Annotated in this window: 11 protein-coding genes, 1 tRNA gene and 1 riboswitch; of the genes, 2 read left to right on the plus strand and 10 right to left on the minus strand. The window is 57.7% G+C overall.

The genetic code is table 11. The features are described from left to right. From NMK_RS17055 to purL, 6 genes are read right to left on the minus strand one after another with little or no spacing between them, the layout of a single operon-like run. Positions 1 to 564, minus strand: coding sequence for a hypothetical protein (locus NMK_RS17055; protein ID WP_109016979.1), 564 nt, complete (start codon positions 562 to 564; stop codon positions 1 to 3). Beyond that, entirely contained in the window at positions 561 to 1,784 is a 1,224-nt protein-coding gene (locus NMK_RS17060) for a PQQ-dependent sugar dehydrogenase (protein ID WP_109016980.1), read from the minus strand. Before NMK_RS17060 ends, NMK_RS17055 begins: the two co-directional genes overlap by 4 nt. Continuing rightward, positions 1,771 to 3,027: an NAD(P)/FAD-dependent oxidoreductase gene (locus tag NMK_RS17065; protein WP_109016981.1), complete on the minus strand. Its 1,257-nt coding sequence runs from the start codon at positions 3,025 to 3,027 to the stop codon at positions 1,771 to 1,773. Before NMK_RS17065 ends, NMK_RS17060 begins: the two co-directional genes overlap by 14 nt. Next, positions 3,027 to 3,374, minus strand: a complete 348-nt coding sequence (locus NMK_RS17070) for a c-type cytochrome (protein WP_109016982.1) — start codon at positions 3,372 to 3,374, stop codon at positions 3,027 to 3,029. Before NMK_RS17070 ends, NMK_RS17065 begins: the two co-directional genes overlap by 1 nt. Positions 3,375 to 3,428: 54 nt before the next feature. Further along, positions 3,429 to 3,911, minus strand: coding sequence for an ankyrin repeat domain-containing protein (locus NMK_RS17075; RefSeq protein ID WP_109016983.1), 483 nt, complete (start codon positions 3,909 to 3,911; stop codon positions 3,429 to 3,431). Between the two features lie 27 nt (positions 3,912 to 3,938). Continuing rightward, positions 3,939 to 7,823, minus strand: coding sequence for a phosphoribosylformylglycinamidine synthase (purL, locus tag NMK_RS17080; protein ID WP_109016984.1), 3,885 nt, complete (start codon positions 7,821 to 7,823; stop codon positions 3,939 to 3,941). Positions 7,824 to 8,232: 409 nt separating this feature from the next. Here purL and NMK_RS17085 point away from each other — a divergent pair, with 409 nt between their 5' ends. Next, a complete protein-coding gene (locus tag NMK_RS17085; protein WP_109016985.1) occupies positions 8,233 to 9,006 on the plus strand; it encodes a Crp/Fnr family transcriptional regulator in 774 nt (257 codons plus the stop codon). A gap of 12 nt (positions 9,007 to 9,018) precedes the next feature. On the opposite strand, the gene NMK_RS17090 is transcribed toward NMK_RS17085, so the two are convergent. The 3 genes from NMK_RS17090 to NMK_RS17100 form a co-directional block, all read right to left on the minus strand. After that, on the minus strand, positions 9,019 to 9,702 hold the full coding sequence (locus NMK_RS17090) for a DUF4197 domain-containing protein (protein WP_109016986.1): 684 nt from the start codon (positions 9,700 to 9,702) through the stop codon (positions 9,019 to 9,021). Positions 9,703 to 9,783: 81 nt separating this feature from the next. Further along, positions 9,784 to 10,320 carry a class I SAM-dependent methyltransferase gene (locus NMK_RS17095; protein WP_109016987.1) on the minus strand — a complete coding sequence of 179 codons (537 nt, stop codon included), beginning with the start codon at positions 10,318 to 10,320 and terminating at the stop codon, positions 9,784 to 9,786. Continuing rightward, a complete protein-coding gene (locus tag NMK_RS17100; protein ID WP_109016988.1) occupies positions 10,320 to 11,594 on the minus strand; it encodes a cyclic di-GMP phosphodiesterase in 1,275 nt (424 codons plus the stop codon). Before NMK_RS17100 ends, NMK_RS17095 begins: the two co-directional genes overlap by 1 nt. Positions 11,595 to 11,776: 182 nt before the next feature. Then, positions 11,777 to 11,861, minus strand: a riboswitch (cyclic di-GMP riboswitch). A 181-nt stretch (positions 11,862 to 12,042) separates the two neighbouring features. Between NMK_RS17100 and NMK_RS17105 the strand changes: the two genes are divergently transcribed. Next, positions 12,043 to 12,127, plus strand: a tRNA-Leu gene (locus NMK_RS17105). A gap of 111 nt (positions 12,128 to 12,238) precedes the next feature. Here the strand turns inward: NMK_RS17105 and NMK_RS17110 are convergent. Continuing rightward, complete coding sequence (locus NMK_RS17110; RefSeq protein WP_109016989.1) at positions 12,239 to 12,604, minus strand: c-type cytochrome; 366 nt, start codon at positions 12,602 to 12,604, stop codon at positions 12,239 to 12,241. Between the last annotated feature and the right edge of the window lie 11 nt (positions 12,605 to 12,615).

Genomic DNA, 12,615 nt, shown 5'->3' on the forward strand with positions numbered 1-12,615 from the left:
TTATTTCGTGGGGAGCACACTCGCCATTTCACAAGGCATTTTAGTTTCTGACTCAGGCAAGCCTTTTTGCGCCAGGCTCATCACCGTCGCATCTGCCTGAATATGCTTGACCAGATCGTTCATCGCCTGGCGATACACCTGATGCACCTTGGCGGCCGGCACCACATCGAGGAAACCCAGCGTCTGTGCCTCTCCCTTGTAGATGCCTAGCGGCTTGCCGCTGCCGGAAAACACCGTGGCCTTCACGTCGGCAAAATAAGTCGTCATATGCGGGTTGTAGAAGAGATGCGGCTTGAGCTCGACGACCACATCCGCCGTACCGCGGGCATGGCAGAGATCGGTTTCCGCAAAGGCCGGCTTGAATGCCTCCAGCGCGGGCTGCTCCAGCGCCTGGCCTTGGTTAACCCAGTAGCTGTAGTAGAAATGCCAGAGCTTTACCTCGTGGTCGTAATACTGCGGCGCGATATAGACTGCGACACGTCCTGCCGGATCGGCTTGGGCGACGCCTGAACCGAGCGATGCTGCCAACAGGCCGGCAGCCAAGCCCCAATGGCGGAATTTCATGGTTGAACTCCAGAGTACGTAATACGGTAAATCATACCAGCGCGGTCATCCGATAAATAAACTGCGCCGTCCGGCCCGACGGTGAGATCGACAGGTCTCCCCCAGGCCCCCTTATCTCCCAACCACCCAGTCGCAAAGTCGGCGACGCTAACCGGTTTGCCATCCTTGAAGTGCACGCGAACCACCTTGTAGCCGCTCGGCTGCTTGCGATTCCATGAGCCGTGCAGGGCGACCAAGGCATCGTTCTTGTAGTCCTCTGCCACATTGGCCTTGCCGAGAAAAGTCATGCCGAGCGGCGCTGCATGAGCAGGGAATGTGATCGCCGGTGGCGTCATTTTTTCGCAAAAACCGGTCGGACCTGGGAAGTTAGGGTCGGAAAAACGATTTCCCCAACAATACGGCCAGCCGTACTGACCGCCCCCTTCGATCAAGTTGAAATGCTCCGGCGGCAAATCGTCCATAGGCACCCCGCCCTTCTTGTCCGAGCGCATGTCGCTGCCGTTGTTGGTGGCAAACATGGCCTGCGTCCTGGGTTGCCAGTCGAAGCCCTCGGAATTGCGCAAGCCGGTGGCCCAGATGGGCGAGGTTGCATGCATACCTACCGTGGGAAGATATCCAGCAGGTTTTCCGTCGATGGTGTATCTAGCAATGGTTGCCCGCAACGGATTGTCTTCAACGCAAACATTGCAGCTCGAACCGATATTCAAATACAGGAGCCCATCCGGCCCCAGCTTGAGGGTTTTCATGGTGTGGCCACCGCTGGGCAGGCCGGTGATCAAAGGCGTGATTTTCGTAGCCGGCCATTGCCCATCCTTGCGTTCAAGGCGGATCACTTCATCCTGGTCGGCGACCAGCAATTGTCCATTAAGGAAGGCCAGGCCTTGAGGCATATTGAGACCATCTGCCACCAGTACTGTTTCGTCGGCTTTGCCATCATGGTTGGCATCCGGCAGCATGACCACCCGCTTATCGCCGCCCAGCGACACATAAAGATTGCCATCAGGCCCAAAGGCCATAAAGCGGGGTCCACGGAAATAATCGGCTCCGGCGCCGGGGAGCTTGGCGAATACGTTGAGCTTGAATCCCGGAGGAAGAATCAAGGCTTTGGCAGGGTCATCGGGAAGCGGTGTCACTTCCTGCAAACCGGCATCCGCTGGCAGGATTGCGAGCGCCATCAGCAAGGCCGCTACAGCCAAGTAGCGCCGACTAAGATAAGACATCGCTCCAGATATTCTTGGCCCACCACTGCGCATAGTTGCCCTCCATCTCGCTCGGCTTGTCGGAAACACCGCCGCCCTCGGCCGGCAGCATGACTTGTTTGACCGCATCATAGCGATAAACGTTGGCGACATGCATGGCGAGTTTGTCCGTGACGTAGCTATAACAGGTATTGGCGAACACCGGCTGCGGATCAGTCGCTTGGCCCGACAGCAATGCAGCAATGGCACTGGCGCAGACTTTCGCCTGGGAAGTGGCGATATGCGCCGATTTCGGCAACGCCGCGGATACGGAATCACCAAGGATGTGCACGTTAGGCACGCGCTTCGATTCATACGTGAGGAAATCCACCTCGCACCAACGTTCATTGACGTTAGCTGCGCCGATCGACTTGGCGATGCCCCCTGCAGATTGCGGCGGAATGACGTTGAGTACGTCCGCTTTCACGGCCTCAAACTCGGTCTTGGCAATGCGCCTCTGCACATCCACCTCGGTCACTGCACTGTTGGGGCGATATTCGATCATGCCCGGGTAAAGATCGGCCCAAGCCTTGGTGAACAAACCTTTCTTGGAGACAATTTCCGGATTGGCGTCCAGCACCAGCACCTTGGACTTAGGCTTGTGCTGCTTGAGGTAATACGCCACTTGGGAAGCACGCTCGTACGGCCCCGGCGGGCAGCGGTAAGGCGCCAAGGGAATGCTGATCGCGAATACGCCGCCGTCAGGCATGGCTTCGAGCTGCTTGCGTAAATTGACGGTCTGCGGCCCGGCTTTCCAGGCATGGGGAATACGCTCCTGCGCCTCTGGCAAAGCGAGCATGGGCAATTTATCCCAGAGGAAATCTACGCCAGGGGCAAGCACGAGACGGTCATAGGTGAGTTCGTCGCCGCTTTCCACCATGATTTTGCGCCGCTCGGGGTCGATACCCGTGACCATTTCGTGCAGTCGTTTGATGCCGTAAGCGTCGAGGCCGGAGTAGTTGAATGTCAGCTCGCCGATACGCTTGCTGCCGCCCAACACCAGGTTGCTCATGGGGCAGGAAACAAAGGTGGTGTTCTTCTCCACCAGGATGATTTCAAGCGCACTGCCGCCCCACAACCGGAGGTATTTTGCCGTCGTGGCACCCGCGTATCCGCCACCAACGATGACGACTCGGCCCTGTGCTTCGCCAGCCTTGGCAAGTTCGGGGAATAAGCCGAGGGCACTGCCCGCGGCCAAAAGCTTGAGGAAATCGCGCCGCTGCATCACATCAAGTCTCCCAATGGCATGGGTGTGGCCGGCGTCTTGCGCGGCTGGGCGGCAAAGTACTTAGCCAAAAGATCGGTTTCTTCCGGCGTTAGCCCTTTGGCATGATGCTGCATAACCGTCGCTCCCCGCGAGCCGTCGCGAAAAGCTTGCATCTGGGCAATGAAATAATTGGGATCGAGACCGGCCAGCACCGGCGTTCCGCCGACACTGTTGCCGTCGTGACCATGACAGGCGGCGCATGAGGCCGCCAGAATACGAATGTGGCTGCTAACGTTACCGTCGGCAGCCACAGCGAAATTGGCAACACCGAAAAGTGCTGCGACCCCCAGGAAAATGTTCTTCATTATTCTGCGCCGTGTTCCTAAAGTTGCAGCACTCCTTGGTGTAAAGACTTCAGATTAGAAGCACTTCTCTTCCTTGCAGCCGTCGTCCTTGGCGCCGTTTTGCATCAAGAGTTCGGCCATTGCAGTATTGCCTTCGTCACGTACCACGCGCACGACGGAAACGTTGCCACGCAGCTTGATGTTGGGGTCGGCACCCTTGGAAAGCAGATATTTGACGATGTCGGTGTGGCCATCAACGGCAGCCAGAGACAGCGCGGTCATCTTGGTGATCGGATGTTTGTAGTTAAGCTCCGCACCGCGCTCCACCAGCATCTTCACGATTGGCAATTGATTCTTGTTGGAAGCTACCTGAAGCCAGGACCAGGCGAAGACCTTCTCGTTGATATCCACGCCTTCATCCAGCACCTTGGCCACTGTCTTGGCATCGCCCTGTTCGATGGCTTCGGACAAAGCCACTTGCTGGTCGTCGGTCATTGCGTACGAAGCATACGGCAGCGCCAGCACTGCTGCCAAAATCCATGCCTTAAGAAATTTCAATTGCGCTCTCCTAACTTTCTAATTTAATTAACCCACATATTTTCGTGCATTACGGAAAATCCGCATCCACGGCCCATCCTCAGTCCAACCGTCCGGTCGCCATGAATGCTGCACCGCGCGGAAAACCCGCTCCGGGTGCGGCATTGCAATAGTGAACCGTCCGTCCGCCGTGGTCAAACCGGTCACGCCCAGCGGCGACCCGTTCGGGTTGAACGGATAGGTTTCGGTCGGCTTGCCGGTGTTGTCCACGTATCGCATGGCAACGAGTTGTTGCTGCAACGCCGATTCGACCGCGGACTGGTCAGAAAATTCCGCAAAACCCTCACCGTGCGCGACGGCAATCGGCATGCGGCTTCCGGCCATGCCCTGGAAGAAGATGGACGGCGACGGCAGCACTTCGACCATGGCGAAGCGTGCCTCGAACTGTTCCGATTTATTTCGGACAAAATGCGGCCAATGCTCGGCGCCCGGAATGATGCTGTGCAGGTTGCTCATCATCTGGCAGCCGTTACACACGCCCAAGGCAAACGAATCGCCACGCTGGAAGAACGCTGAAAACTCGTCGCGGGCACGGCCGTTGAACAGGATGGATTTGGCCCAGCCTTCGCCCGCACCCAGCACATCGCCGTAGGAGAAGCCGCCGCAGGCCACCAGCCCGGCAAAGTCCTTGAGGCTGACACGGCCAGAGATCACATCGCTCATGTGCACGTCGTGGGCTTCGAAACCGGCGCGGTCGAAGGCCGCTGCCATTTCTACTTGGCCATTGACGCCCTGCTCGCGCAGGACTGCCATCTTGGGACGCTTGCCTGTAGCGATGTAAGGTGCCGCCACGTCTTCATTAATATCGAAGGTCAGCGCGGCATGCATGCCGGGGTCGGCGGCATCGAGAATACGGTCGTATTCCTGCTGGGCACAAGCCGGGTTGTCGCGCAGGCTTTGCATGCGCCAGGTGGTTTCCGACCACCAGCGTTGCAGCGTCACGCGGCGCTCGCCGTAGATTTCCTTGCCGCCCAAGCTGAAGCGAACATGGTCATCGTCGGCAATTCCGCCGATGTCGTGCGTCATGCCTTTGAGACCGGCCTGCTCGAACGCTTGCACGACGGCAGCTGCATCGGTCGCCCGCACTTGCAGCACAGCGCCGAGTTCTTCGTTGAAAAGCGCTGCCGCAGCATTATTGCCGGCGAAACCATCGAGCACGACATTCACGCCACGATGGCCGGCGAACGCCATTTCTGCCAGCGTCGTAAACAGTCCGCCGTCGGAACGGTCGTGGTAGGCCAAAATCTTGCCGTCGCGGTTAAGCTGCTGGACCGCGCTGAAGAAACCCTTGAGTGCATCGGCGCTATCGACATCGGGCGCTGCATTGCCGGTATGCGCGTAAACCTGCGCCAGAGCCGAGCCACCCAAGCGATTTTTCCCGGCGCCCAGATCGACCAGGATCAAGCGCGTCTCGCCCTTGTCGCTACGCAGTTGCGGGGTCAATGTATTGCGGCCATCGGCCACGGGTGCGAATGCGGTCACCACCAGCGAAATCGGTGCCGTCACGGCCTTCTTCTCGCCGTTTTCGTCCCACACTGTCTTCATCGACATTGAATCCTTGCCGACGGGAATGCTGATGCCCAGTTGCGGGCACAACTCCATGCCGACGGCACGTACCGTGTCATACAAGGCGGCGTCTTCACCGGGATGCCCTGCCGGGGCCATCCAGTTGGCCGAGAGCTTCAATTCACTCAATTCGCCGATGTCGGCCGCAGCAATATTGGTGATGGATTCGCCGATCGCCATGCGACCGGAGGCCGGGCCGTCGATGAGTGCCAGCGGCGCTTTTTCGCCGATGGCAAAAGCTTCGCCGCGATAAGTTTGGTAGCTGGTCAGCGTCACCGCCACATCGGCCACGGGAATCTGCCACGGGCCGACCATCTGGTCGCGCGCCACCATGCCGGTCACGGTGCGGTCGCCGATGGTGATGAGGAAAGTCTTGTCGGCCACGCCCGGCAATTGCAGCACACGCTTGGCCGCATCGGCCAGGTCGATATTGGAGGCGTCGAAGGCAGGCAGTTGCTTGGCAACGTGAGCCACGTTGCGCGTCATCTTGGGCGGCTTGCCGAGCAGCACGGAAAGATCCATGTCTACCGGGTTGTTGCCGAAATGTGCGTCTTCCACTGTCAAATGGCGCTCTTCGGTCGCTTCACCAACGATGGCAAATGGGCAGCGCTCACGCTCGCAGATCGCCTTGAAGCGCTCGATGTTTTCTTTGGCCACCGCCAGCACGTAGCGCTCTTGCGCTTCGTTGCACCACAGTTCCTTGGGCGACATGCCCGGCGCTTCGTTATGCACGTCGCGCAGCTTGAACCGGGCACCGCGTTCGGCGTCGTTCACCAGTTCTGGGAAAGCGTTGGAAAGACCACCCGCGCCGACGTCATGGATCGCCAGGATGGGATTCGCCTCGCCAAGTTGCCAGCAGCGGTCGATGACTTCCTGCGCTCGACGTTCCAGCTCCGGGTTGCCGCGCTGCACGGAATCAAAGTCCAGATTCTCGGCATTGGCACCGGTATCCATGCTGGATGCTGCGCCGCCGCCCAGACCGATCAGCATGGCCGGGCCGCCCAGTTGCACCAGGTAAGCGCCAGCGGGAATCGGATGCTTCTTGGAATGCTGCGCGGAGATGTTGCCGATCCCGCCCGCCAGCATGACGGGCTTGTGATAGCCGCGCATTTCACCGGCAGATTCGACTTCCAGCGTGCGGAAGTAACCGGCGATGTTGGGACGGCCGAATTCGTTATTGTAGGCGGCGCCGCCCAGCGGGCCGTCGATCATGATCTGCAGCGCAGAAGCGATGCGGCCCGGCTTGCCGTAATCGCCTTCCCACGGTTGTTTGAAGCCGGGAATGGCAAGGTTGGAGACGGAGAAACCCGTCAAGCCCGCCTTGGGCTTGGAGCCGGAACCGGTCGCACCTTCGTCGCGAATTTCGCCGCCGGCGCCGGTCGCAGCGCCGGGGAAGGGCGAAATGGCGGTCGGGTGGTTATGCGTTTCCACCTTCATGAGGAAATGCATTTCTTCCTCGGTATAGGAGTACTTGCCGTCGCGCGGATAGAAGCGCTGCGTCACGTCGCCCTGCACGATGGAAGCATTATCGGAGTAAGCCACCACGGTCTTGCCCGGATTGAGCTTGTGCGTGTTGCGGATCATGCCGAACAGCGATTGCGCCTGCTCTACACCATCGATGATCCAATCGGCATTGAAAATCTTATGGCGGCAGTGCTCGGAGTTGGCCTGTGCAAACATCATGAGCTCAACATCGGTGGGGTTGCGACCGATGCGGATGAAGTTTTCCACCAGGTAATCGATTTCGTCGGGAGACAACGCCAACCCCATGTCGGCATTGGCCGCTACCAGCGCATTCTTGCCGCCGCCCAGGATATCCACGGTGGAGAGCGGCGCAGGCGCTGCGGTCTGGAACAGACGTGCTGCGTCATCCAGCGAAGGAAACACGGCTTCAGTCATGCGGTCGTGAATCAAGGGCAGCAATGCGCGCTTTTCCACGTCCGTAAGCGGCTGGCCGTCCGCTGCCTGCACGTAGAACGCCACGCCGCGCTCCAACCGGCTGACGGCTTCAAGGCCGCAATGGTTGGCGATATCGGTAGCGCGCGACGACCAGGGCGAAATCGTGCCGGGTCGCGGAATGACCACGAACAGCTCTCCTGCCGGCGCTTCGCCCGCCATCTTGGGGCCATAGGTCAGAATCTGGTGCAGCACGTCGCTTTCCGGCTGAGTGAGATCGCGCGACGTTTGGGCGAAATGCCAGAACTCTGCGTAGACGTGGCTGATACGGGGGGCGGCGCTTTTTAGCGCAGCGATGATTTTGTCGAGGCGAAAGGGAGAGAGAGCGGCGCTGCCACGAATTCGAAGCATGGGGAAAATTCAGTGTGTGTAAAAACCGGAATTTTATCAGAAAGCCGCCTCGCTAGCTTCCCGCCTCCAGCATAACTGTATGACTTCCAAAGACGTTCGCCCGCATTGATCGATGGCTCATCGAACCAATTTGTCCAGGGAATAAACAAGCTTTTCAAACAGTGTATTTATTTGACGACAGTGCCTTTCCTTTAAAAACAATAAGTTGAGCTACAGGACACATGATAAGTCGCTCACGGGCAACATTCGCCACCCCGCAATAAATATATAAGCACTTGAATTTAAATAGAAATTAAAGTTGGCAAGAGTATTGCTGTGTTAGTAACTCAACAGACTAGGTGTTCAACGAGTGATGTTGGGCAGGAGATTTCCTAGAACAAATCGAAACCACTGATCAGGAGTCATGACGATGCAAAACTTAGCTCGCGCTTACCAACCTCAATCTACCACGCAACCCTGGCGCCCGAGACCGGCGTTCATACATTCGCCGAAACAGAATTACCTGCTGTCCTGCCTGCCGGAAGCATTGCAGGATCGCATTTATCCGGAACTCGAACTGGTGGAGTTGCGCCACGGACAAGTACTGCAAGAGCCGGGGGATAAATGGCGTTACGCTTATTTCCCCACCACTTCCATCCTGTCCAAAATCTACCTGCTCGAATCGGGATCGACCGCCGAGATCGCCGTCGTGGGCAACGAAGGCATGGTGAGCATTTGCCTGTTCATGGGCGGCGAATCCATGCCCAACCAGACCGTGGTCAAGAGTGCCGGCCACGCTTATCGCCTCAAGGGCAAGCTGCTCAAGGATGAGTTCTACGGATCCAGCGACATGCAAAGCCTGTTCCTACGTTACACCCAGGCGCTGCTCACGCAAATGGCGCAAACCGCAGTCTGCAACCGGCATCATTCTGTGGAACAGCAGCTGTGCCGTTGGCTGCTGCTCAATCTGGACCGATTGTCGTCCAACGAGATGATCATGACTCAGGAGTTCATCGCCAACATGCTGGGCGTACGTCGCGAAGGCATTACCGAAGCTGCGGGTCATCTGCAATCGGCAGGGTTGATCCAGTATTGCCGGGGCCGCATCCGCGTGATCGATCGTTTGGGCCTGGAAGCTCGCGCTTGCGAGTGCTACGACGTCGTCAAGCGCGAGTTCGACCGCCTGTTGCCGGCGGCCATTTAAAGCAATGAAAAGTTACTGGCCGAGTGCGCCGAAGACCTTTTTAATCAGACTGGTTCCCGCAGAAACGGGATCCTTTCGGATAGCCTTCTCCTCCTCGGCCATCATCAGGTAGAGCCCATCTAAAGCCTTCTGGGTAACGTACTGCTCCAGGTTGGCCTGGTCATCCTTGATCAGGCCGAGCTTGGCGCCGCTCTTGGCGAACTTGTTGTATTGCTTAGCCAAAGAAACATCTTCGGTCGCCTTGGTGACGATAGGCAGGAATTTTTCCGTCAATTGTGCAGAAGTCGTTTTCTTGAAATATTGGGTAGCGGCATCGTCACCACCGGTCAGAATCCCCTTTGCGTCTTGCAAGGACATCTTTTTCACAGAGTCGATCAACAGCGTCTTGGCCTCGGGCACAGCGGCTTCGGCGGCGCGGTTCATGCGCAGCACCAATTCATCCGCCTGTTTGCCCATGCCGAACATGCGCATGGCCTTCTCGGCTTTTTGCAACGATTCCGGCAAGGGAATCTTCACCTTGGGATTACCGAAAAACCCATCGGTCACGCCCAGTTTGCCCACGGCTGCCGAAGCGCCCTGAATCAGGGCATCCTTCAAGCCGCCCGCCGCCTCTTGATTGCTGAGATCGGATACGTTGAGCGCCCATGCAGAAATGCTGAGTGAAAGTGCAGTCAAACCTAGAAGTAAACGACGCATGGTGGTGATCCTTGAGTATTGTTGGATAAGGAATGCTGTATGGCGGCATCATAGCGCCGCCCGCAATAAATCCCAACCAGTTCAGACGCGCACGGCACATATGCGCTGAATGACTGCGGGCTGCGGACGATTGACCACACCTTGTTCGAAAGCGACCACCTGAAGGCGGCCTGAAAAAGCATCAAGCAGTTCGTCGCGCTTCAACAGAAAATCGGGATTGCTGGGGCGGCCGAAACGCTCGTTACCTTCCATAAAGGTTTCATAGATCAGCACGCCTTGGGGACGGAGCACTTCGGGTAATAGCGGCAACAGGGGGCGGTGCAGGTATCGGCTAACGATAACGCCATCGAACAACTGACCCGCATAAGGCCAAGGCTCGGATTCGAGGTCAGCCGTAGTGGTACGGATGCCATGGATGCCGCTTAAGCGAGCCAAGGCCGTCGCATTCCGATCAGCCGCCTCGACGCGATAGCCGAGCCGAGCCAGCAAGAGGGCGTGCCGCCCTGCCCCGCATGCCACATCCAGCACCCGACCGCCCTCGACGATTCTTGGAACGAAGCGGCGTATCCAGAGAGAAGGTTCTTCTTCGTTTAGATCCTGGTTCGTATTTTCATGCATCAAGCGAGTGTTCCGGTCTTCGCCGGCTGTGTATCGTTGGCGGCTGGTGCCGATTCTGGCGCATCGCCTTCTGTCTTTTTAATGAAATAGTAACTGATGCGCTTACGCGGCTTCAGGTACTCGTAAACATCAGCGGGAAGCTCGATGGGGCTGAGACAACGCTTGATGGTGAGTCCAGGTTCCTCGCTCAGATCGACGATCACAGGCGTTTCGCGCGATACCTTGGGCTCGTGGATCAACACGTAGGGCAGCAAGGGCTTGGCCGGATTCACGGTCATGACGATACCATAGGTGCCGTTGGACAACTGCACGATGCTACCCGGTGGATAAACCCCAAGGGATTTGATGAGCAGGCGCAGGATCGTGCCGTCGTAGCGCTGGGACGTGGACACGTACATATACGACAACGCCTCGTAAGGAATCATCGCATCTGCCGGATTGGGCGGATTGCACAGGTTTTCGTAGTCGTTGACGATGACCAGCAGGCGCGCCAGCGGATCGATCTGGGATTCCTTAAGGTGCTTGGGTCGGCCTGAGCCGTCCACGTATTCGTGGTGCTGCAAAATGATCTTGCCGATGCGCTCGGAAAATCCGGCTTGCTGAGCCGCCCGTGCGCCGAGCTCGCAATGCATATCGATGAATGACTTGTTGGTCGGTCCTTCGGCCTTGCCGATATCGTGGAACAGCGCCGCCAGGCCCAGCTCACGCACATCTTCCACTGACATGTCCATGGTTTTCGCCAGCATCAGCGCGAGCACAGTGACATTAAGCGCATGGACGTAGTTTTCGTTCTGCGATTGCTGGCTCCCGATAGCGTGCAGCACGACTTCGCTCTCGGTAATCACCGAATTCAACATCCGATCGACCAGCAACTCAGCATCCTTACGCGTACTGGCCGGATGCGCCATCAGGTTGTGCGTCATGTTACGCACCTTATGGGCATCGCTTGCAAAGTCACGCTCGCAATTCTGCACCAGTTGGTTGAGCGCGAGCATCCGGCGAGAACGCGCTTCAGGATCGACCTGCTTGACCGGTTGCGGAGCAGCGGACTTGGGAACCGGCATCGTGCGCTCGAGCAAGGGCTCGGTGTCGCTACGCAAGGGGTCGTAGCGAATCTGCTTCAAATGCAGCGCACGAATCTTGCGGATCTGGTCTTCGTTCTTGATCTTGAAATTGCTGAAGGTGAATGGATGGTCCATCCACCCCAAATCGAGATGAACATAGAGCCCGACGCAAAGTTGGTCGGGATGAATGTACTGGGACTGGTCTTTCATGGCTGCCCTTCCAAAACGTTATCCGCTTTCTCTCCGAAGCGGAAGGTTCGGCAACGCAAGTCCCCCGGCAGGAGCGGGCTCCGTGAATGGCGGCGTCTAGCCATTGGAACACTGGCATGCGTGAAAATTCCATGCGTGCATTCCATGCACAACTCGGATTGACGGTGCTCGTGTTCGAGCTGGCCGGCGGTCCCGCTATCGTAGAAAAACTTCCTTAGACCGGAGACTTTGCGTCCCCATCTTTCGATGGGTTTGCCCTTATGATTCTTGGCCGGCCGCGAGCAAGGCGCGCAACCGGATTTATTCAACATTATTATCGACATAGCATCCCCAAAATACATTGCTTCCGTGACGAACGGCTGAATACGCCGACAAACGGCTTGCCCGCTCATTCCCATTCCGATGCTTACAGCCTGCGCCGACTCAGGTAGAATTACGCCTCTTTTCCGCCTGGGTGACGGAATTGGTAGACGTAGCGGACTTAAAATCCGCCGGCGAGAGCTGTACGGGTTCGAGTCCCGTCCCAGGCACCACCACCCTCATCTTCCGATGCCACAAGCTCGAAACTCTTTGAGCCGACACACCGCATCGAATACATCACAAAGCCCCGGACATTGCCGAGGCCGTTTCATCGACACCCCGCCTTATTGCGTAGGCACCAGCTCCCACCAGTGCAGGAACATCGGCTCCCCACTGCTGTTGATACTGCGCAAGTAAGTCGCCATGTTGGCGATTTCCGTGCCGTTCACTAAAGTGCCATAGGCCGGCATCCCCTCGCCCTTGCCGTAGGTCACCGCCTCATAGATTTCCTCGCCCTCCCCAGCAATCGCCGGCCCCATGCCACCTCCGGCACGCATGCCGTGACAGCCGTAACAGTTGTACTTGAGCCAGGCACGACGGCCTTCACCGGCAGCATCCAGCGCCAAGGCATTTTGGAAAGCTCCCGCCAACCCCGCCACCAGCAGCCCCAACATTGTCGCCAGCTTTAATTGATGTCTTAGTTGTTTCATGGTTTGCACTC

This window comes from Novimethylophilus kurashikiensis, assembly GCF_003112435.1.
Lineage (GTDB): Bacteria > Pseudomonadota > Gammaproteobacteria > Burkholderiales > Methylophilaceae > Novimethylophilus > Novimethylophilus kurashikiensis.